Annotated in this window: 20 protein-coding genes; 18 read left to right on the top strand and 2 right to left on the bottom strand. The window is 62.4% G+C overall.

Annotated features, from left to right (window positions below):
* The first annotated feature begins 18 nt into the window (after positions 1-18).
* The 18 genes from iscA (at position 19) to FPB55_RS04345 (ending at position 16,239) form a co-directional block, all read left to right on the top strand.
* The gene (gene iscA, locus FPB55_RS04260; RefSeq protein ID WP_003248536.1) at positions 19-342 is read left to right on the top strand and encodes an iron-sulfur cluster assembly protein IscA; all 324 of its coding nucleotides are present in this window, start codon (positions 19-21) and stop codon (positions 340-342) included.
* Positions 343-350: 8 nt separating this feature from the next.
* On the top strand, positions 351-872 hold the full coding sequence (hscB, locus tag FPB55_RS04265; RefSeq protein WP_054911407.1) for a co-chaperone HscB: 522 nt from the start codon (positions 351-353) through the stop codon (positions 870-872).
* A 42-nt stretch (positions 873-914) separates the two neighbouring features.
* Entirely contained in the window at positions 915-2,777 is a 1,863-nt protein-coding gene (gene hscA, locus FPB55_RS04270) for a Fe-S protein assembly chaperone HscA (RefSeq protein WP_009682040.1), read from the top strand.
* A gap of 3 nt (positions 2,778-2,780) precedes the next feature.
* Positions 2,781-3,122 carry an ISC system 2Fe-2S type ferredoxin gene (fdx, locus tag FPB55_RS04275; RefSeq protein WP_023533300.1) on the top strand — a complete coding sequence of 114 codons (342 nt, stop codon included), beginning with the start codon at positions 2,781-2,783 and terminating at the stop codon, positions 3,120-3,122.
* Between the two features lie 10 nt (positions 3,123-3,132).
* Positions 3,133-3,333: a Fe-S cluster assembly protein IscX gene (gene iscX, locus FPB55_RS04280; protein WP_009682037.1), complete on the top strand. Its 201-nt coding sequence runs from the start codon at positions 3,133-3,135 to the stop codon at positions 3,331-3,333.
* A gap of 88 nt (positions 3,334-3,421) precedes the next feature.
* Positions 3,422-3,847: a nucleoside-diphosphate kinase gene (ndk, locus tag FPB55_RS04285; RefSeq protein WP_009682036.1), complete on the top strand. Its 426-nt coding sequence runs from the start codon at positions 3,422-3,424 to the stop codon at positions 3,845-3,847.
* A 28-nt stretch (positions 3,848-3,875) separates the two neighbouring features.
* Entirely contained in the window at positions 3,876-5,021 is a 1,146-nt protein-coding gene (rlmN, locus tag FPB55_RS04290; protein WP_009682035.1) for a 23S rRNA (adenine(2503)-C(2))-methyltransferase RlmN, read from the top strand.
* A gap of 14 nt (positions 5,022-5,035) precedes the next feature.
* Positions 5,036-5,797: a type IV pilus biogenesis/stability protein PilW gene (gene pilW, locus FPB55_RS04295; protein WP_029885479.1), complete on the top strand. Its 762-nt coding sequence runs from the start codon at positions 5,036-5,038 to the stop codon at positions 5,795-5,797.
* Positions 5,794-6,798, top strand: a complete 1,005-nt coding sequence (locus FPB55_RS04300) for a RodZ family helix-turn-helix domain-containing protein (RefSeq protein ID WP_009682033.1) — start codon at positions 5,794-5,796, stop codon at positions 6,796-6,798. The genes pilW and FPB55_RS04300 overlap by 4 nt, the downstream gene beginning before the upstream one ends.
* A 3-nt stretch (positions 6,799-6,801) precedes the next feature.
* Positions 6,802-7,911 carry a flavodoxin-dependent (E)-4-hydroxy-3-methylbut-2-enyl-diphosphate synthase gene (gene ispG / locus FPB55_RS04305; protein ID WP_009682032.1) on the top strand — a complete coding sequence of 370 codons (1,110 nt, stop codon included), beginning with the start codon at positions 6,802-6,804 and terminating at the stop codon, positions 7,909-7,911.
* Between the two features lie 25 nt (positions 7,912-7,936).
* Positions 7,937-9,226 carry a histidine--tRNA ligase gene (gene hisS / locus FPB55_RS04310; protein WP_009682031.1) on the top strand — a complete coding sequence of 430 codons (1,290 nt, stop codon included), beginning with the start codon at positions 7,937-7,939 and terminating at the stop codon, positions 9,224-9,226.
* A 38-nt stretch (positions 9,227-9,264) separates the two neighbouring features.
* A complete protein-coding gene (locus tag FPB55_RS04315; RefSeq protein ID WP_054890343.1) occupies positions 9,265-9,906 on the top strand; it encodes a tetratricopeptide repeat protein in 642 nt (213 codons plus the stop codon).
* Positions 9,907-11,049, top strand: coding sequence for an outer membrane protein assembly factor BamB (bamB, locus tag FPB55_RS04320; protein ID WP_009682029.1), 1,143 nt, complete (start codon positions 9,907-9,909; stop codon positions 11,047-11,049).
* Between the two features lie 116 nt (positions 11,050-11,165).
* Entirely contained in the window at positions 11,166-12,629 is a 1,464-nt protein-coding gene (der, locus tag FPB55_RS04325) for a ribosome biogenesis GTPase Der (RefSeq protein ID WP_009682028.1), read from the top strand.
* A gap of 295 nt (positions 12,630-12,924) precedes the next feature.
* A complete protein-coding gene (locus FPB55_RS04330; RefSeq protein ID WP_238706618.1) occupies positions 12,925-13,626 on the top strand; it encodes an RHS repeat-associated core domain-containing protein in 702 nt (233 codons plus the stop codon).
* A 46-nt stretch (positions 13,627-13,672) separates the two neighbouring features.
* Entirely contained in the window at positions 13,673-13,957 is a 285-nt protein-coding gene (locus tag FPB55_RS04335) for a hypothetical protein (protein ID WP_144187582.1), read from the top strand.
* Positions 13,958-14,311: 354 nt separating this feature from the next.
* Entirely contained in the window at positions 14,312-15,460 is a 1,149-nt protein-coding gene (locus FPB55_RS04340) for a pyridoxal phosphate-dependent aminotransferase (protein WP_144187584.1), read from the top strand.
* Entirely contained in the window at positions 15,448-16,239 is a 792-nt protein-coding gene (locus FPB55_RS04345; protein ID WP_029885485.1) for an amidohydrolase, read from the top strand. Before FPB55_RS04340 ends, FPB55_RS04345 begins: the two co-directional genes overlap by 13 nt.
* Positions 16,240-16,668: 429 nt before the next feature.
* Here the strand turns inward: FPB55_RS04345 and FPB55_RS04350 are convergent, their stop codons facing one another.
* Together FPB55_RS04350 and FPB55_RS04355 are read right to left on the bottom strand one after the other, a co-directional pair.
* Positions 16,669-19,224, bottom strand: coding sequence for a PepSY domain-containing protein (locus tag FPB55_RS04350; RefSeq protein ID WP_144189592.1), 2,556 nt, complete (start codon positions 19,222-19,224; stop codon positions 16,669-16,671).
* A 149-nt stretch (positions 19,225-19,373) separates the two neighbouring features.
* On the bottom strand, positions 19,374-21,677 hold the full coding sequence (locus tag FPB55_RS04355; RefSeq protein WP_009685133.1) for a TonB-dependent siderophore receptor: 2,304 nt from the start codon (positions 21,675-21,677) through the stop codon (positions 19,374-19,376).
* Between the last annotated feature and the right edge of the window lie 34 nt (positions 21,678-21,711).

Below are 21,711 nucleotides of genomic sequence, written 5' to 3' on the forward strand. Positions count from 1 at the left end.
GCGAGGTAAGGAGTCCTGATGGCTATCAGCATGACAGAAGCCGCCGCCAACCACATTCGCCGCTCCCTCGATGGGCGCGGCAAAGGTGAGGGCATTCGCCTGGGCGTGCGCACCACCGGTTGCTCGGGCCTGGCCTACGTGCTGGAGTTCGTTGACGAACTGGCCGACGAAGACCAGGTGTTCGAAAACCACGGCGTCAAGGTGATCATCGATCCCAAGAGCCTGGTGTACCTCGACGGTACCGAGCTGGACTTCGTCAAGGAAGGGTTGAACGAGGGCTTCAAGTTCAACAACCCCAACGTGCGCGGTGAGTGTGGCTGCGGCGAAAGCTTCAACGTTTGAGGCCGGCTGTGGGTACTCCTTGTCACTACGCATTGTTTGACCTCCAGCCAAGCTTCCGCCTGGATCTCGACAAGCTGGCCACTCGCTACCGCGAGCTGGCCCGCGAAGTCCATCCCGACCGTTTTGCCGACGCCTCCGAGCGAGAGCAGCGGGTCGCGCTGGAAAAGTCCGCAGCCCTCAACGACGCCTACCAGACGCTGCGCAGTGCGCCGCGTCGTGCCCGCTATCTGCTGGCCATCAGCGGTCACGAAGTGCCCCAGGAAGTCACGGTCCACGACCCGGACTTTTTGTTGCAGCAGATGCAGTGGCGCGAAGAGCTGGAAGAGCTGCAGGACGAAGCCGACCTGGACGGCGTAGCGGCATTCAAGAAGCGCTTGAAGGCCGCCCAGGACTCGCTGAACGAGGACTTCGCTGCCTGCTGGGATGTTCCCGCCGAGCGCGACAAGGCTGAGCGCCTGATGCGCCGCATGCAGTTCCTCGACAAGCTCGCCCAAGAAGTGCGCCAACTGGAAGAGCGCCTCGACGATTAACCCGGTGTCGCCCGTGATGGCACCTAAGGTACTCAGATAAGCATGGCCCTACTGCAGATTGCCGAACCCGGTCAAACCCCTCAACCGCACCAGCGTCGCCTGGCGGTGGGCATTGACCTGGGTACCACCAACTCCATGGTCGCCGCCTTGCGCAGCGGCCGCAGCGAGCCCCTGCCCGATGTGCAGGGTAACGTCATTCTGCCGTCCGCGGTACGCTACCTCGACGGGCGTATCGAGGTGGGGCAGGCCGCGCGTGAGGCCGCTTCCAGCGACCCGCTGAACACCGTGCTGTCGGTCAAGCGCCTGATGGGGCGCGGCGTTGCCGACGTCAAGCAGTTGGGCGAGCAACTGCCTTACCGCTTTGTTGGCGGTGAGTCGCACATGCCGTTCATCGATACCGTGCAGGGCCCGAAAAGCCCGGTGGAAGTGTCCGCCGACATCCTCAAGGTGCTGCGTGAGCGGGCCGAAGCGACCCTGGGTGGCGAGCTGGTAGGCGCGGTGATCACCGTGCCAGCCTATTTCGACGACGCGCAGCGCCAGGCGACCAAAGACGCTGCGCGCCTGGCAGGCCTGAACGTGCTGCGCCTGCTCAATGAGCCGACCGCCGCTGCCGTGGCCTACGGCCTGGACCAGAACGCCGAAGGCGTGGTGGCCATCTATGACCTGGGCGGCGGTACCTTTGACATTTCCATCCTGCGCCTGACTGCCGGTGTGTTCGAAGTGCTGGCCACCGGCGGCGATACCGCCCTGGGCGGCGACGATTTCGACCATGCCATTGCCGGCTGGATCATCGAACAGGCCGGTCTTTCCTCCGACCTGGACCCGGCTACCCAGCGCGCACTGCTGCAGACTGCCTGTGCTGCCAAAGAGGCCCTGACTGACGCCGACGTCGTCACTGTCAGCCACGGTGCCTGGCAAGGTGAGCTGAGCCGTGTTGCCTTCGACGCCATGATCGAGCCGATGATCGCCCGCAGCCTCAAGGCTTGCCGCCGCGCGGTGCGCGACAGCGGCGTTGAAATGGACGAAGTCAGCGCCGTGGTCATGGTCGGTGGCTCGACCCGCGTGCCGCGTGTGCGCGATGCGGTGGGTGCGCTGTTTGGCCGTACGCCGCTGACCTCGATCGACCCGGACCAGGTGGTGGCCATCGGCGCCGCGATTCAGGCCGATACCCTGGCCGGCAACCGCCGCGAAGGTGGCGAACTGCTGCTGCTCGATGTCATTCCGCTGTCGCTTGGCCTCGAAACCATGGGCGGGCTGATGGAGAAGGTGATCCCGCGTAACACCACCATTCCGGTGGCGCGTGCCCAGGAGTTCACCACTTACAAAGACGGCCAGACGGCCATGATGATCCACGTGCTGCAAGGCGAGCGTGAGCTGATCAGCGACTGCCGCTCGCTGGCGCGTTTCGAGCTGCGTGGCATTCCGGCCATGGTCGCCGGCTCGGCAAAAATCCGCGTCACTTTCCAGGTGGATGCCGACGGCCTGCTCAGCGTTGCCGCGCGCGAGCTGGGTTCGGGCGTGGAGGCCAGCATCCAGGTCAAGCCGTCCTACGGCCTGACCGACGGCGAAATCGCCCGCATGCTCAAGGATTCGTTCGAACACGCCGGTTCCGACAAGCACGCCCGGCAGTTGCGCGAGCACCAGGTGGACGCCGAGCGCCTGCTCGAAGCGGTACAGGGCGCCCTGGACGCCGACGGCGAACGCTTGCTCAGCAGTGACGAGCGCGACGCCATCGAATTCCAGATGCAAGAACTACGTGATTTGCTGGCGGGCACCGATGGCGCAGCCATCGAGCAACAGACCAAGCGTCTGTCGCAGGTGACCGACGCATTTGCCGCCCGTCGCCTTGATTCGACGGTCAAAGCCGCACTGGCCGGGCGCAACCTGAATGAGATCGAGGAGTAATCGATGCCGCTGGTAACCTTCCTGCCGCATGAGAAGTTCTGCCCTGAAGGCCTGACCGTGGATGTGCCAGCCGGGACCAACATCCTGGAGCTGGCCCACGACCATCACATCGAGATGGAAAGCGCCTGTGGCGGGGTCAAGGCTTGCACCACCTGCCACTGTATTGTTCGCAAAGGTTTCGATTCGCTCGAAGAAGCCGACGAGCTGGAAGAGGACATGCTGGACAAGGCCTGGGGCCTGGAGGCGCAGTCGCGCCTGGGTTGCCAGGTGGTGGTCGCCGACCAGGACCTGACCATCGAGATCCCCAAGTATTCGCTGAACCACGCTGCCGAAGCACCGCACTGAGGGCCTGTACATGAGTCTGAAATGGGTTGATGTACTTGAAATCGCCATCCAGCTTGCAGAAAGCAAGCCGGAAGTCGATCCTAAATATGTGAATTTCGTCGACCTGCACCGCTGGGTGCTGGCATTGCCAGAGTTCAGCGACGATCCGTCACGCGGCGGTGAGAAAGTGCTTGAGGCAATCCAGGCCGCCTGGATTGACGAAGCCGACTAAGCGTTGCGTGCAGGTTAGGCAATCCCCTCGAACCCGCGTATAATTCGCGGGTTTAATTTTTCGTAACACTCATATTCTGGAGTTTTCCATGGCTGTTCAACGTACCTTCTCGATCATCAAGCCTGACGCCGTTGCCAAAAACGTCATCGGCAAGATCACCACCCGTTTCGAAGAAGCCGGCCTGAAAATCGTTGCCTCGAAAATCAAGCAACTGTCCAAAGCCGAAGCCGAAGGCTTCTACGCTGAGCACAGCGAGCGCGGCTTCTTCGGTGACCTGGTTGCCTTCATGACTTCCGGTCCGGTCGTTGTTCAGGTCCTGGAAGGCGAAAACGCCATCGCCAAGAACCGTGAGCTGATGGGCGCTACCAACCCTAAAGAAGCTGCTCCTGGCACCATCCGCGCCGACTTCGCCGAGTCCATCGACGCCAACGCCGTTCACGGTTCGGACTCCGAAGCTGCTGCTGCTCGCGAAATCGCTTACTTCTTCGCTGCTACCGAGGTAACCACTCGCTAAGCGAAAGCTTACGGGTGAGGGTGAATCCATGACGACATCTACTGGCAAAATCAACCTGTTGGGCCTGACCCAGCCGGAAATGGAACAATTCTTCGACTCTATCGGGGAGAAGCGCTTCCGTGCCGGCCAGGTGATGAAATGGATTCACCATTTTGGCGTGTCCGATTTTGCGGCCATGACCAACGTTGGCAAGGCCTTGCGCGAGAAGCTCGAGGCCGTTGCCGAGATTCGCCCCCCGGAAGTGGTCAGTGAAGACATTTCCGCCGACGGCACCCGCAAGTGGGTGATCCGCGTTGCCTCCGGCAGCTGCGTCGAAACCGTCTACATTCCTACCGACGACCGCGGCACCCTGTGCGTATCGTCGCAAGCCGGCTGTGCCCTGGACTGCAGCTTCTGCTCCACCGGCAAGCAAGGCTTCAACAGCAACCTCACCGCCGCCGAAGTGATCGGCCAGGTGTGGCTTGCCAACAAATCCTTCGGGACCGTCCCTGCCAAAATCGACCGCGCCATTACCAACGTGGTGATGATGGGCATGGGCGAGCCTCTGCTGAATTTCGACAACGTCATCGCCGCCATGAAAATCATGATGGATGACCTGGGCTACGGCATTTCCAAGCGTCGCGTCACCTTGTCCACCTCGGGCGTGGTGCCGATGATCGACGAACTGGCCAAGCACATCGACGTGTCGCTGGCACTGTCGCTGCACGCCCCTAACGACGAACTGCGCAACAAGCTGGTGCCGATCAACAAGAAGTACCCGCTGAAAATGCTGCTGGAATCGTGCATGGGCTACATGGCTACCCTGGGCGGCAAGCGCGTGCTGACCATCGAGTACACCCTGCTCAAGGACGTCAACGACCAGCCAGAGCATGCCGCGCAAATGATCGAGCTGCTGCGCGACGTGCCGTGCAAGATCAACCTGATCCCGTTCAACCCGTTCCCGCATTCGGGCTATGAGCGGCCTAGCAACAATGCCATTCGTCGTTTCCAGGACCTGCTGCACCACGGTGGTTTCAACGTGACCACCCGTACTACCCGTGGCGACGACATCGACGCTGCCTGCGGTCAGTTGGTGGGGCAGGTCAACGACCGCACGCGCCGCAGTGAGCGCTATATTGCTGTGCGCCAACTGTCTGCGGATGTCGAGCTGCAAGACAGCGCCGCCAGCCACTGACCGGGACCTTGCCCATGAGCCTGCGCGCCGCGCTGTCGATCCTTGCGCTTTCGCTGCTGGCCGGCTGCGTGTCGGGCGGCGCGAGCGACCCGCTGGGCAGCCGCCAGGGCAGGGCCGAAGCAGGGCGGGCCTACGTGCAGCTTGGGCTGGGTTATTTGCAACAGGGTTTGACCGAACAGGCCAAGGCGCCACTGGGCAAGGCCCTGGCCCTGGACAGCAGCGATGCCGATGCGCACGCGGCCCTGGCGCTGGTGTTCCAGGCCGAAGGTGAGCCGGCACTGGCCGAAACACACTTTCGCAAGGCCCTGCAAAGCAGCGGCGGCAATACGCGAATTCGCAACAACTACGGCAGTTTCCTTTATGCTCAGGGGCGATTTGCCGAGGCCGAGCAGATGTTTCGCCTGGCCAGTGCCGATACCCTGTATCCTGAGCGCTCGCGCGTGTACGAGAACCTTGGCCTGACTGCCTTGAGGCTCGAACGCCGCGACCAGGCACAGGCCTATCTGGTGAAAGCATTGCAGCTCAACCAGCGGCAACCCAGGGCGTTGCTGGAAATGGCTGAGTTGTCCTACGAAAACAGGCATTATGTGCCGGCCCGGGACTACTACGATCGTTTCAGCGAGCTGAGCGCGCACGATGCCCGTAGCCTGCTGCTGGGCAGCCGCCTTGCCAGGGTGTTCGACGAGCAGGGCGCACTGGCCGAAACGGGCCAGCAATTACAACGACTTTATCCCGGTACGCCGGAATATCAGCAATACCTGTCGGAGCAACGATGAACGCCGCGCATCCCGAAGTAGCAGTAGCGCCTGGCCAGAACCCCGGTGAGCTTTTGCGCCTGGCCCGTGAGAAACGGGACTGGTCGCAAGCCGAGGTGGCCCGCAAGCTAAACCTCACTGTCAGTTCGCTGAACCACGTGGAAACCGGCGCCTTCGACAAGCTGCCCGGGCATACGTTTGCCCGTGGCTACATACGTGCCTACGCCAAGCTGCTGGACCTGGACCAGGCTGCGCTGGTCGATGCCTTCGACCGCTACACCGGTACCCATGCCAAGGGCAGCGACGTGCATTCGCTGGGCCGCATCGAAGAGCCGACGCGCCTGTCGCACAACATCCTGCGCGGCGTCAGCCTGCTGTTGCTGCTCGCCGTGGTCGGTGGTGGTTTCGTCTGGTGGCAGGACCAGGGCAGCCTGCGTGGCAAGGACCTGGCCAAGATGGCCCTGGAGCATGTCGAAGTCGAAAGCGCCGACGGCACTACCCAGATCCACCCGCTCGATGAGCCTGAAGACCAGGCCGTTACCGCCGGCCAGCAGGCTGAGACTGCACCGCTGCCGTTGGCGCAGGGCACGGGCGAACAACCCGCTGCAGCTGGCGAGCAGCCGGCGGCCGGTACAGCCACAGAGCCCGCCGCTGGGGCGGCAACTGCCCAGCAGGCGCCCGTGCAGGCAGCCGCCAGCACCCCGGCGGCCACAGCGGCGCCTGTAGCTCCCGTTACGGCCGCGCCGGCCGCCGCCAGTGAGCCTGCGCCAGTGCCGGCCGGTAGCGGCAAGGTCGCCATTCAGTTCACCGCCGATTGCTGGACCCAGGTTTCCGACGGCAACGGCAAGGTGCTGTTCAGCGCCATCAAGCGCAAAGGGGACAACCTCGAACTGACCGGCAAGCCGCCGTTCGCGGTACGCCTGGGCTTCGCCCGGGGCGCCCAGGTCAGCTACAACGGCCAGGCCGTCGATGTTGCCCCGTTCACCAGTGGCGAGACTGCTCGCCTGAAGTTGGGACAGTAAGTCATGCACGGCGAATCTCCGATCAAACGTCGCGAATCCCGCAAAATCTGGGTCGGCAATGTGCCGGTGGGTGGTGATGCCCCCATCGCGGTGCAGAGCATGACCAACACCGACACCAACGATGTGGCCGCCACCGTGGCGCAAATCCAGCGCCTGGTCGATGCCGGCGTGGACATCGTGCGGGTGTCGGTGCCAGACATGGACGCTGCCGAAGCCTTCGGCAAGATCAAGCAACAGGTGAGCGTGCCGCTGGTAGCCGATATCCACTTCGACTACAAGATCGCCCTGCGGGTGGCCGAGCTGGGCGTCGATTGCCTGCGTATCAACCCGGGCAACATCGGCCGCGAAGACCGTGTGCGCGCAGTGGTGGACGCCGCCCGCGACCGCGGCATCCCGATCCGCATCGGTGTCAACGCCGGTTCGCTGGAAAAAGACCTGCAGAAGAAGTACGGCGAGCCTACCCCGGCCGCGCTGGTCGAGTCGGCCCTGCGTCATGTCGAGCACCTCGACCGCCTGGACTTCCAGGACTTCAAGGTCAGCGTCAAGGCCTCCGACGTGTTCATGGCCGTGGAGGCCTACCGCCTGTTGGCCAGGCAGATCGTGCAGCCGCTGCACCTGGGCATCACCGAAGCCGGTGGCCTGCGTTCAGGCACGGTGAAATCCGCCGTCGGCCTCGGTATGCTGCTGGCCGAAGGCATTGGCGATACCATTCGCATCTCGCTGGCCGCCGACCCGGTCGAAGAAGTGAAGGTCGGCTACGACATCCTCAAGTCGCTGCACCTGCGCTCGCGCGGCATCAACTTCATCGCCTGCCCGAGCTGCTCGCGGCAGAACTTCGATGTGGTCAAGACCATGAACGAGCTGGAAGGGCGCCTGGAAGACCTGCTGGTACCGCTGGACGTGGCAGTGATCGGTTGCGTGGTCAACGGCCCGGGTGAAGCCAAGGAAGCCCATGTCGGCCTGACTGGCGGCACGCCGAACCTGATCTACATCGACGGCAAGCCGGCGCAGAAACTCACCAACGACAACCTGGTCGATGAGCTGGAAAAACTCATCCGCCAGAAAGCGGCCGAAAAGGCCGAAGCCGACGCGGCGCTGATCGTCCGTGGCTGACACACAGAATTCGTAAGGACTTTTCGTGAGCAAATCGCTGCAAGCCATCCGTGGCATGAACGACATCCTGCCAGAACAGTCGCCGCTGTGGCGCTACTTCGAAGGCACTGTCGCCGGCCTGCTGGACACCTACGGGTACAGCCAGATCCGCACGCCGATCGTCGAGTTCACCGAGCTGTTCAAGCGCTCGATCGGCGAAGTGACCGATATCGTCGAAAAAGAGATGTACACCTTCGAGGACCGCAACGGCGACTCGCTGACCTTGCGCCCTGAAGGCACCGCCGCCTGCGTGCGTGCCGTGCTCGAGCACGGCATCACCGGTAACGGCCAGGTGCAGAAACTGTGGTACATCGGCCAGATGTTCCGCCACGAACGCCCGCAGAAGGGCCGTTACCGCCAGTTCCACCAGATTGGCGTGGAAGTGTTCAACCTCGACGGCCCGGACATCGACGCCGAGCTGATCATGCTGACCTGGCGCCTGTGGGGCCTGTTGGGCATTCAGGACGCGGTCAAGCTCGAACTCAACAGCCTCGGCACCAGCGAGGCCCGCGCCCGCTACCGCGATGCGCTGGTCGAGTTCCTGTCCGCACGCCTGGAGCAGCTGGATGAAGACAGCCAGCGCCGCCTGAAAAGCAACCCGCTGCGCATTCTCGACAGCAAGGACCAGAACACCCAGGCGGTGCTGGTTGGGGCGCCAAAGCTGGAAGACTACCTGGACGAACCTTCACGCGTGCACTTCGAGGGCCTCAAGGCTCGCCTGGAGGCCGCCGGCATTCCGTTCGTGATCAACACCAAGCTGGTGCGTGGCCTGGACTACTACAGCAAGACCGTATTCGAGTGGGTGACCGACAAGCTTGGCGCCCAGGGCACCGTGTGTGCCGGTGGCCGCTACGACGGCCTGGTCGAGCAGATGGGCGGCAAACCGACCACCGGCGTTGGTTTCGCCATGGGTATCGAGCGTCTGATCCTGCTGCTGGAAACCCTGGGCAAGGTGCCGGAGTCCATCAGCCGTACTGTCGACGTCTACCTGTGTGCCTTTGGCGAGCAGGCCGAGCTGGCCGGGCTGCGCCTTTCCGAAGGTTTGCGCGACCGTTTGCCGGGCTTGCGCCTGGCCGTCAACGCCGGCGGCGGGAGTTTCAAGAGCCAGTTCAAGAAAGCCGATAAAAGCGGTGCGCTGTTCGCCCTGATCCTCGGTGACGACGAACTGGCCAAGCAAGTCATCGGCTTGAAGCCACTGCGTGGCCAGGGCGAGCAACAGAACATTGCCTGGGATGCTCTTGCCGAGCACCTGGAAACCGCGATCGCGCAGGCGTAACGCGGTTCAACAACGAATAGGCGAAAAGGAGTATTGGGGTGTCGAGTACTGATGATGATGACCTGGCAGGGGTCAAGGACTGGTGGAACCGCAATGGCAAGCCGCTGCTGACCGGCGCATTGCTGGCAGGTGTGGTGGTGCTGGGCTGGAATACCTGGCACAAGTACCAGAACAACCAGTCGCAAGGGGCCTCGCAGTTGTACCAGGCCCTGCTCGAAACCAGCCTGACGCCAAGCGGTCAGCCCGACGCCACCAAGGTCGCGGAACTGGCCGGCAAGCTCAAGAGCGAGTTTGGCGGCACGGCCTATGCCCAGTACGGTAGCCTGTTCGTGGCCAAGGTCGCGGTCGAGAGCGGCAAGCTCGACGACGCCGCCGTCGAGCTCAAAGGTGTGCTGGACAAGCCTGCCGATGCCACCCTGGGCGAAATCTCGCGCCAGCGCCTGGCTCGCGTGCTAGCTGCCCAGAACAAGGCCGAAGATGCCCTGAAGCTGCTTGACGGTGATGCCGACAAGGCGTTCCTGGCCAGCCGTGAAGAGTTGAAGGGTGACCTGCTGGTGCAACTGGGTCGCGCCAGCGACGCGCACAGCGCTTACGAGAAAGCCAAGGCTGCGTTGTCCGATGACGCCGCAGTCGGTGGCCTGCAATTGAAGCTGGATGACCTGGCTAAAGGGGACGCGTAAGTGATCGGTTGGAAACATGCAGCAGTGCTGACCCTGGCCGTACTGGCCGCAGGTTGCAGCAGCAACAGCAAGAAGGAACTGCCCCCGGCCGAGCTGACCAAGTTCACCGAGGAAGTGGTGCTGAAGAAGCAGTGGAGCCGTTCGATCGGTGACGGCCAGGGTGAAACCTACAACACCCTGGTACCGGCCATCGAGAACGACCGCATCTACGCCTCCGACGTTCACGGTGACGTCTATGCCCTTGATCGCATCACCGGCGACGTGGTCTGGAACAAGGACCTGGAGCTGCCGGTTTCCGGCGCAGTGGGCGTGGGTTATGGCCTGGTCATGCTCGGCACCCTCAAGGGTGAAGTCATTGCCCTGGATTCCAGCACCGGTGAAGAGCGCTGGCGATCCCGCGTGACCAGCGAAGTGCTGGCCCCGCCTGCCAACAACGGTGACGTGGTCGTGGTGCAGACCCAGGACGACCGCCTGATTGGCCTGGACGCCGCTACCGGCGACCGCCGCTGGATCTACGAAAACACTCCGGCCGTACTGACCCTGCGTGGCACCGGTGCGCCGATCGTCACCAACCGCCTGGCCATTGCCGGTCTGTCGACCGGCAAGGTGGTGGCGGTGGACATCAACAACGGCGTGCCGGTGTGGGAAAGTCGCGTGGCCATTCCCCAGGGCCGTTCCGAGCTGGAGCGCGTGGTCGATATCGATGGCGGCCTGCTGCTGTCTGGTCAAACCCTGTATGTCAGCACTTACCAGGGCCGCGTAGCGGGCCTGGACCTGGAAAGCGGCCGTGTGCTGTGGCAGCGTGATGCCTCCAGCTACGTGGGTGTCGCCCAGGGCTTCGGTAACGTTTACGTCAGCGAAGCTTCAGGCACTGTCGAAAGTGTCGACGAGCGCACTTCCAGCGCCCTGTGGTCCAACGACAGCATGGCCCGTCGCCAGCTCTCTGCGCCGGAAGTGTATTCCAGCTACGTGGCCGTGGGCGACTTCGAAGGTTACCTGCACCTGCTGAGCCAGGTCGATGGGCGCTTCGTGGGCCGTGAGCGTATCGACAGCGATGGCCTGCGCGCCCGCCCACTTGTGGTCGGTGACACCATCTATGTCTTCGGCAACAGCGGCAAGCTCGAGGCACTGACCATCCGCTGAAGCTATGCTTGAAGCCTTGGCGGGCTTCAAGCCGCGGCGCAGGAAGCGCCGCCCGTACTCCGGCCGCTGCCTTGCAGCGGCCTTTGCATTTTCAAGAATTCGAGAGTGGAGAGCCGATGGTTCCCGTAATTGCCCTGGTGGGCCGCCCGAACGTCGGCAAATCCACCATGTTCAACCGCCTGACCAAGACCCGCGATGCCATCGTCGGTGACCTGTCGGGCCTGACCCGTGACCGCCAGTATGGTGATGCCAGCTGGCAGGGTCGTTCCTTCATCCTGATCGACACCGGCGGTATCACCGGTGACGAAGTGGGCATGGACGAGAAAATGGCCGAGCAGTCGCTCATGGCCATTGAAGAGGCCGACTACGTCCTGTTCCTGGTCGATGCCCGCGCCGGCATGACCGCCGCCGACCAGATGATTGCCGAGCACCTGCGCAAGCGCAACAAAGAGGCGATTCTGGTCGCCAACAAAATCGACAACATCGACGCCGACGTGGCTCGCGCCGAGTTCTCACCGCTGGGCATGGGCAACGCCATTCCGGTAGCCGGTTCCCAGGGCCGCGGTATCAACGCGCTGATGGAGGCCGTACTCGGCCACCTGCCGCGCGACCAGGTCGAGGAAGCCCTGGACGCCGATGTCGCCGAAGGCGAAGAGGCTGTGCGCATTCCGGGCCCGAGCGAAAAGGATGGCATCAAGATCGCCATCATCGGCCGCCCGAACGTCGGCAAGTCGACCCTGGTCAACCGCATGCTCGGTGAAGAGCGTGTGGTGGTGTACGACCAGCCGGGCACCACCCGCGACAGTATCTATATTCCGTTCGAGCGCGATGGCGAGAAGTACACGTTCATCGACACTGCCGGCGTGCGCAAGCGTGGCAAGATTCACGAGGAAGTCGAAAAGTTCTCGGTGGTGAAGACGCTGCAGGCGATCAAGGACGCCAACGTGGTGATCTTCGTCATGGACGCCCGCGAAGGTGTGGTCGACCACGACTTGAATCTGCTGGGCTTTGCCCTGGAAGCCGGGCGCGCGATCGTCATTGCCCTGAACAAGTGGGACGGCATGCAGCCGGGCGAGCGTGACTACGTCAAGACCGAGCTGGAGCGCCGGCTGTTCTTCGTCGACTTCGCCGACATCCACTTCATTTCCGCCTTGCATGGCACTGGCGTGGGCAACCTGTACAAGTCGGTGCAGGCTGCCTTCAAGTCGGCGGTCACCCGCTGGCCGACCAGCCGCCTGACGCAAATCCTCGAAGATGCGGTGAGCGAGCACCAGCCGCCGCTGGTCAACGGTCGTCGCATCAAGCTGCGCTATGCCCACCTCGGCGGGGCCAACCCGCCGCTGATCGTGATCCACGGCAACCAGACCGAGAAGATTCCGAAGTCGTACTCGCGCTACCTGGAAAACACCTACCGCCGTGTGCTGAAGCTGGTCGGCACGCCGATCCGCATCGAATACAAGGGCGGTGAGAACCCGTACGAGGGCAAGAAGAACACCCTCACAGACCGCCAGGTCAACAAGAAGCGCCGGCTGATGTCGCACCACAAGAAGGCCGAGAAGAAGCGCCGCGACAAGCGCTGAATGCGCGTCGACTGCTTCGCGGGCTTGCCCGCTCCCACAGGTACAGCGCTGGCTTCAAGGGTCGCTATCTGTGTGGAGCGGGTTCACCCGCGAAGAGGTCTTTTAATCCAAAGCCTCCCTTAGTGTTCAACCTGTTCCTGATGGCGCGATCCGCTACGCTACAGCACTACAGTTTTCTCACGGCCATAGCCAAGTGCTGTTACTCGCCCTGCCTGGTAAAAATGCCAGTTGTCGCTTGCTGTGAGACTTGAAAGACTCGTGCTCAATTGAGTCGTCTGTCGCTCAGGAGTCGAACGTGAAAATTCAGCGTGAGTCTATGAAGCTTTTCTACAAAGGCGGTTACATCCATACGAGCCTTTGCACTCAAGGCAGTCGCACTGTGTTTCGGGGCGCAGGGCAATTATTAGCCGAGCTGAGAGTAGGGCGTGTAAAATGCGTCGGCCTGTTGTCGGTTGATTATGCTGGCTCTGTCCTTGGCGTGGCACAGGAGCGTAAGCGGGAGCAGTATGCTTATACTACTTATGGCCATTGTTCATCTCTCCCTTCGGGGCACTCTTTGCTGGGGTTCAATGGTGAGCATCTTGATGATCTGTCCCAAGGCTATCTGCTGGGAAATGGCTACAGATTATACAAGACTATGAGATTCAATTCCCCAGACAGTTTTGCACCTTTCAGGGTGGTGAACGCATATGGTTATTGCAATGGAGATCCGATTAACTACACCGACTCAAGCGGTCACATGCGAAAAAATTGGTTCCAACGGTATGCCTCTTCAAACAGAACGCTGGGTGTGGTCCGTAAAGTGATAGCGAGTTTTGAAGCAGAGATTGATGCTAGCTACCACCCGATAATGGGGGATCCTAGAGAACTGAAAAGCACCTATCGTACTAAGTTACAGGACACCAAAAGAAAAGTCAGTTTAGAATTGTCATATATTGATGAGACTATAGGAAACCATTCCAGAGGTTTCGGGCGCGTGATAAAAAAAACGGAATGAGCTCAGTCAGCATGCGAACGAGGTATATTCGAATTTCGATTCAAAAATGAAATCTAAATTTGAAGGTGCGCTGGAAAAGTATGAAGAATGGTCGAAAGTTGATGAGCAGCGTAAAATAATCACAGATCGTAATATATTATTAGAAAAACAGGCCGTTGCTCTAGAGGAGGAAAGTCAAAGCGCGCTTGACCAATTCCTTCGTGCCAACAATATCTGGCACAGATTACAATATTCCAACGAAATGTCTTATCTGCGGCGACAAGTTGTTGAATTTCGTAGTGGCATAACGCCCTTGTCAGAGTACCCACAGTACCCAAAGTACCCAAAGTAGAAGCTCTGCACTGCGGCCCGTGTAGCGCCTCAATTTGATCTGATGCTCTGCTCAGGTTGGTGCAATGAACCAATGAGCGGGCAATCAGACAGTTAAAATAGGCGAGCGCTGGTCAAGGCCGCGCTGGGGTTTTCTGGCTGGATATCAACAGCCGTGCCTGCCGCTTCATCGTGTCGCGGGGCGCTTTTAATGCCTTGCTGCTTGAAAGTATCGTTACGTGAGTCCAAGCCCGCGGCCCCGTCGCGCCTTTTGATCCAGCGCATCCCCTCATGGTTTCAACCTTTTTCCTGACCGCTCGATCCGCTATGCTCGGATTCCACCCCGTGCCGGATACACCCCAGGAAAGAGGGCTCCATGATCCGCAGCAAGCTGCCGAATGTCGGCACGACCATCTTCACCACCATGTCCCAGCTCGCCGTGCAAACTGGCGCGTTGAACCTGTCGCAGGGGTTTCCCGATTTCAATGGCCCACAGGCACTGCTCGATGCAGTAGGCCGGCATGTGGCCGCCGGGCATAACCAGTACTCGCCGATGACCGGCCTGCCGGCGCTGCGCCAGCAAGTGGCGGCCAAGGTGGAGCGCTTGTACGGGGCGAAGGTGGATGCCGACCAGGAAGTGACCATCACCCCCGGCGCTACCGAGGCGATCTTCTGCGCCATCCAGGCGGTGGTGCATGCCGGTGACGAGGTGATCGTCTTCGATCCGTGCTACGACAGCTACGAGCCTTCGGTGGAACTGGCCGGTGGCCGTTGCGTACATGTGCAATTGAGCGATGGCGACTTCCGTATCGACTGGCAGAAGTTCAGCGATGCGCTGAGCGCGCGCACGCGCATGGTCATCCTCAATTCACCGCACAACCCCAGCGGCGCCCTGATCACCCGCGAAGACCTCGACCAGTTGGCGCAGCTGATCGCCGACCGGGATATTTACCTGGTCAGCGACGAGGTCTACGAGCACCTGGTCTACGATGGGGTACGCCACGCCAGCGTGCTGGCCCATGCACAGCTGTACCCGCGCGCCTTCGTGGTCAGTTCGTTCGGCAAGACCTACCACGTCACCGGCTGGAAGACCGGTTACGTGATCGCCCCGCCGGCGCTGAGCGCCGAACTGCGAAAGGTGCACCAGTACGTCAACTTTTGCGGCGTCACCCCGCTGCAGTGCGCGTTGGCCGACTTCATGGCCGAGCACCCGGAGCACATCGATGAGTTACCGGCCTTTTACCAGGCTAAGCGCGACCTGTTCTGCGGCTTGCTGGAGGGTTCGCGATTGCGCTTTACCCGCACGGCGGGCACTTATTTCCAGCTGGTGGACTATTCGCACATACGCCCGGACCTGAATGATGTCGACATGGCGCTGTGGCTGACCCGTGAGCACGGCGTAGCGACCATTCCGGTTTCGGTGTTCTACCAGCAACCCATCCCCGAGCAACGCCTTGTGCGCCTGTGCTTTGCCAAACGAGAGGAGACGCTGCGCCAGGCAGCGGAAAAACTATGCGCGATCTGAGCACATTGCCGAACCTGAAAATCGCCCTGGTGCAGACTACCCTTGCCTGGCATGACCGCGAGGCCAATTACGCGCACTTTGAGGTACTGCTTGAGCAGGCCGGTGAAGTGGACTTGGTGATTCTGCCAGAGATGTTCACCACGGGGTTTTCCATGCAATCGGAAAGCCTGTGCGAGCCTGAGAACGGCCCCACCTACAAATGGCTCAAGGCGCAGGCGAAAAAGTACAACGCGGTGATTACCGGAAGCGTGATCGTGCAGGCGGCCGATGGCAGCCACCGCAACCGGCTGCTGTGGGCGCGCCCGGATGGCGAGATTCTGCACTACGACAAGCGCCATCTGTTCCGCATGGCGGGCGAGCACAAGCATTACACCCCGGGCGAGCGCCAGGTGCAGTTCGAGCTCAAGGGCTGGCGGATTCGCCCGCTGATCTGCTACGACCTGCGCTTCCCGGTATGGAGCCGCGACGCCCAGGATACCGACCTGCTGCTGTACACCGCCAACTGGCCGGCCGCTCGCCGCCAGCACTGGAACCGCCTGTTGCCGGCGCGGGGCATCGAGAACCTGTGCTATGTGGCCGCGGTGAACCGGGTGGGTACGGACGGCAAGGGCTTTGCCTATTCAGGTGACAGCCAGGTGCTGGACTTCCAGGGTGAGAGCCTGCTGAGCGCCGGCGAGGCGGACGGGGTGTTTACCGTGGTGCTGAGTGCGGCGGAACTGGCGGCGTACCGCACCAAGTTCCCAGCCAACCTGGATGCCGATACCTTCGAGCTGCATTGATTGCAAGACCGGCCCTATCGCCGGCGAGCCAGCTCCCACCTGTGGGAGATTCTATGGTTCCTGGCAAGGGTAGCCGGAGCATCTTCAGCGCCTGTGAGATCGAGCGCCGCCCGCGCGGCGCATCGCGAGCTGCGCTCGCTCCTACGTTTGTTTCGGGCCAATTATTCCTGTGGGATTTGCGCGCGAACGCCTTGGTGCATGCCTCAATATCGCGCCGTACAAACAAGGCGGCCGCGCGCGCCTGTCACAGGCGTTACTGGCCCGAAACAAACGTAGGAGCGAGCGCAGCTCGCGATTGCGCCGCGCGGGCGGCGCTCGATCTCACAGGCGCTGCCATACCTTGTGGCAAACACCTGTCAGCCCTAAGGCGATCCCCGTGGGAGCTGGCTTGCCAGCGATAGGGCCCGTGCCGGCTACATCAAAGGCTGATCAGTACACATCCCGCCGATACCGCCCATCCTCGATCAGCTGCTGCACAGCGGCCTCCCCAAGAATGCCATTGAGCGCGGCATCCACCCCCGCAGCCATGCCTTGCAGGCTGCCGCAGACATACACACACGCACCCTCTGCCAGCCAACGCTTGAACGCCTCGGCCTGCTGCAGCAACACATCCTGCACATACACCTTTTCGGCTTGATCGCGAGAGAACGCCAGGTCCAGCCGTGCCAGGTCGCCGTTGGCCAGCCAGCCTTGCAGCTCTTCACCACACAACAGGTCATGGGCGCGGTTACGCTCACCGAACAGCAGCCAGTTGCGCTGCTCCCCCGCATTCACCCGCGCCCGTATCAGGCTGCGCAGGCCGGCCAAGCCAGTGCCGTTGCCGATCAGGATCATGGGTGCGGCGTGGCCCGGCAGGTGGAAGCTGCTGTTGCGGCGCAGGCGCAGGCTCAGCGTGCCATTGAGCGGCAGGTATTCGGTCAACCAGCCGGAACCCAGGCCCAGCTGCCCATCGGCGTGGCGCTCCTGGCGTACGATCAACTCGAGCACGCCATCGCTGGCAATCGAGGCGATGGAGTATTCACGGCTGCCAATCGGCACCAGGGCATCGACCAGCGCCTGCGGCTGCAGGCCGATCAGGTGATCACGGCGCGTGGGCAACTGGCGACCGGCCAGCGCCTGGGCCAGGGTTTCACTCAGGCCATTGACCTGCACCGCTGTGGTTGCATCGACCGCCATGCCCTTGAGGAACGCGGCGACCCGCGGTGGACCATTGAGTGGCAGCACTTCCACCAGGTCGCCAGCCTCCCAACTGACCGGGGTTTGCGGTTGCAAGCCGAGCAGGTAGACCGGCCGGCCCTGGCTGCCGGGGTTGAGCAGCTTGCGCTGCACCAGCGTCCAGTTGGCGAAACTTGGCGGTTGCCAGGCGGCCACCGGCTGGGCCCCGGTCAGCTGCGCCAGCGCTTGCTGCCACTGCTGCAGGGCAGCCTGGTCGGCATTGTCCACTTCCACCGGGCTGAACGCGCTATTGGCCCCGCGCTCGGCGAGCCACGCTTGCAGGCGGCGGGCGAAACCGCAGAAGTGCGGGTACTGGCGATCGCCAAGGGCGAGCAGGGCGTAGCTGAGGTTGTTCAGCGCCCAGGGCTGCCCGAGCACTTTGCGCTCGAAGGCGCGCGCGCTGTCGGGGGCTTCACCGTCGCCGAAGGTGCTGACCACAAACAGTGCGCGGCGGGCCTGGCACAAGTCTTCCTCACCCAGTTCGGCCAGGGCGCGGACCTGCACCGGCAGGCCGGCTGCCTGCAACTGGCCGGCGCTCTGCCAGGCCAGTTGCTCGGCCAGGCCGCTCTGGCTGGCGAAACCGATCAGCCAGCTGTCGCCGTTGCCACTGTTGGCGGCAACGCTGCCGCGAGCGGCGCTCACCTGGCGCTTCTTGCGGCGGCGGTCGAGGTACAGCAGCCAGCCGGTGACGAAGAACAGCGGCATGGTCAGGCTGGCGATGGTGACGATGATGCGGCCCGGCAGGCCAAAGTATTCACCCACATGCAGGGCGTAGACGCTTTGCAGCAGTTGGGCCTTGAAGGATTTGTCGGTATAGCGCTCCTGGCGCCTGACCTGGCCGGTGGCCGGGTCCAGCACCAGGGTGTTGAAGGCCCGTGGGTGGTCGGCGTTGTCCAGCAAGTAGAACAGGTTGGCCGGCTGACCGCCTGCCGCTGGCAGGCGCAGGTTGTACGCCGCAAGGCCGGGTCCGGCAGCCTGTTTGAGGCTGGCCCAGATGGCATCGTAGTCGACCACCCGTGGCGGCGCATTGGGGTCGACCTTTTGCGGCCCGTGGCGGCCGCGGCCCTCACCGCGTTTGTGCTGCTGGGCAGCGGCCGGGGCGTCGGCCAGCAGCCTGTTCAGGCCTTCGCGGTACCACTCGTAGGACCAGAACAGCCCGGTCAGGGCAAACAGCAGGTAGAACAGCAGGCACCAGGTGCCGGCCACGGCGTGCAGGTCCCAGTTGAAGGCGCGGCCCTTCTTGGCCCAGTCCAAGGTCAGCCATGTGCGCCAGTTCAGCGCCTTGCGCGGCCAGCGCAGGTACAGGCCGGACAGGCAGAAAAACACCAGCAGCAGGGTGCAAGCGCCCGTGATCTGCCGGCCGGTATCACCCATCGCCAGGAAGCGGTGCAGGGTGAGCATGAGGTTGAAGAAGCCTTGCCCGGCCACTTCGCCCTTGAGCTCGCCGGTGTACGGGTCGGCGTAGCGCAGCAGGCCACGGCGTTCGCCCGGTGCGGGCATGAAGAAGATACGGGCGGCATTGCCTTCGCGCACATCCACCCACAGCATCGATACCTTCTCGTGTTGCTGGGCTTCGACCCGTTGCACCAGCTCGGCTGGCGGCAGTACGCCTTCGGCGCGCACCTCGACCTTCAGCACGTCGGCATTGAAGGCGCGCAGCAGTTCTTCCTGGAACGAGTACAGCGCTCCGGTAATGCCCATCAAGGCCAGCACCAGGCCAGCGGTGATGCCAAAGAACCAGTGCAATTGGAACAGCGTCTTCTTCACCACATCATCACCTTGTGTTTCTGCCGCATGCTGCGCGGCGTGCATTATGCCTTGATACGCAAAAGCCCCGCTCACGGAGATGAACGGGGCCGGGGTGGGTGTTTTTTAGCGTGTTGCGTTTTACCAGCGCCGCCCGGTCAACCCAACCCCTGTCAGAAGTGCACGCTGGTGGTCAGCAATGCCGTGCGCCCAGCCGCCTGGTTGGCGAAGTGGGTGGAGAAGGTCTTGTCGTAGTAAACCTCGTTGGTCAGGTTCTGCACGTTCAATTGCAGGTCGATGTTCTTGGTCAGCTTGTAGGCAGCCATGGCGTCGTAGCGTACATAGCTGTCGACCATGGTGGTGTTGGCTACGCTGCCGTACACGTCATCCACGTAGAACGCACCGCCGCCCACGGTCAGCTTTGGTGTAATCGCGTAGGTGGTCCACACGCTGGCGCTGTTGTTCGGGGTGTTCGGCAACTGGTTGCCGTCGTTGGCCTTGCCCAGCGGGCCGCCGTCGATCTGGCGGGCCTGCATGTAGGTGTAGCCAGCGAACACTTGCCACTTGGCGGTGATCTTGCCGCTGGCCGACAGTTCGATACCCTGCACGCGGGTTTCGCCGACGTTCTCGTAGCTTGTGGTATCGACCTGAACGCGCGCGTTTTCCTTCTCGGTGCGGAACAGCGCGGCGGTCAGCGACAGGCGTTGGTCGAGCAGGTCCCATTTGGTGCCGATTTCGTAGTTGGTGGTTTCTTCCGGCTCCATGTCGCTGCTCAACAGGTTGCCGGCACGGTCGGTGGTGTTGCCCAGTGGGTTGGCCTCCATGCCTTCGCCCAGCATTGCCCCCGGTGGGGTAGCAGAGGTGGCGTAGGACACGTAGACGCTGCCGTTGTCGGCCGGTTTCCATACCAGGCCCAGCTGGCCGGTGACGAACTCGCTGGTATCCTTGCCTTTGGCGGCTACGCCCTTGGCATTGACCACGGTGGCGCCAGCAGCGTCATAGGTGCGGTACTGCGTATCGAAGTGGTCGTAACGCAGGCCCATGTTCACCAGCCATGCAGGCGACAACTCAAGGGTGTTGAATACATACAGGGCGCGGGTGTCGCTCTTGGTATCGGTGCCGGCGTAGTTGCGGGCGATACTGCCGTTCCACGGGTCATCCGGGTTCGGGTTGCTCAGCGAGGTGCAGTTGTAGCCGCTGTTGGCGCCGATCAGCCCGGGGTTGCACACGGATGCGTTCAGCCGGGTGTTGGTGTTGACGGTGTAGCTGGAGCGGTCGCTTTCTTCGCGGCTCAGCTCGATGCCGGTGGAGAAGCTGTTCTTCATGCCGCCCAGGTAGAACTCGCCAAACAGGTCGGTCTGGTTGGTGGTGGTGGCGGTGTTGCCAACGCGGGTGTTGGCCCGGCGCCAAACGCTGCCGTTGTTGACGTTGCCCTTGCTGTCGTCCGGTTGGGTGAGGATGTAGTCCTGCATGCTGTTGCCGTGGCGCAGGGTGTTCTTCACGGTCAGCGCGTCGGTCAGGTCGTGTTCGATGGCGAAGGTGGCGATATCTACCCGGCTCTTGCGGAAGTCGCGACCGCTCAGGCCATAGAAGTTGTCGCTGTCGCCGCCATCATCCGGCTTGCTCGGGTGGGCCGAAGTACGGGCAGCGCTGCCAGCCAACGGGATGCTGTACGGGATGCCCGAATCCGGCAGGTCGTCGCTTTCCAGGTGGTAGTAGTCGAGGTTGACGCGGGTCGGCGTGCCCAGGCCGAAGGCCAGCGACGGGGCGATGCCCCAGCGGTCGTAGTTCACCTTGTCGCGGCCGGCAACGTTGCTTTCATGGGTCATCAGGTTCAGGCGGCCGGCCACGGTATCGCTGAATTGGTAGTTACCGTCGAAGGTATAGCGTTGGGTTTGGTCGCTGCCCCAGGTCCAGGCACCGTCCAGCGAGTTGCCCAAGTGCGCGCGCTTGCTCACCAGGTTGATGGTACCGCCCGCTGCCCCGCGGCCACCTACGGCGGAGTTCGGGCCCTTGGCCACTTCAACCGACTCGATGGCGAAGATTTCGCGGGTTTGTGCGCCAGTGTCGCGCACGCCGTCCAGGTAGGTGTCGCCCTGGGCGTCGAAACCGCGAATGAACGGGCGGTCGCCTTGCGGGTTGCCACCTTCGCCGGCGCCGAAGGTAATGCCTGGCACGGTGCGCAGCGCGTCTTGCAGGGTCAGGGCGTTGGTATCCTTGATCACCTGTTGCGGGATCACCGTGACCGAGCGCGGGGTGTCCACCAACGGTGCAGTGTACTTCTGCGAAGCAGCGCGCTCGGTTTTGTAGTCGCTGCTGGCCTGCTCAGCCTTGCCGTTCACGCTGGTGGCATCCAGGGTGATGGCACTGCTGGCAGCCGGGTCGGCGGCGTAGGCCGACGATGCGCCAAGCGCGATGCCTATGGCGCTAACGATCAGACGCGGTGAGCTTACTGCAGATGGTACGGACTGGCGCATTGCTGGAAACCTTCCCCAAGGTGGTGAGGCGGCG

It is taken from the genome of Pseudomonas sp. BJP69 (assembly GCF_007633355.1).
In the GTDB taxonomy this organism is placed as follows: Bacteria; Pseudomonadota; Gammaproteobacteria; order Pseudomonadales; family Pseudomonadaceae; genus Aquipseudomonas; species Aquipseudomonas juntendi.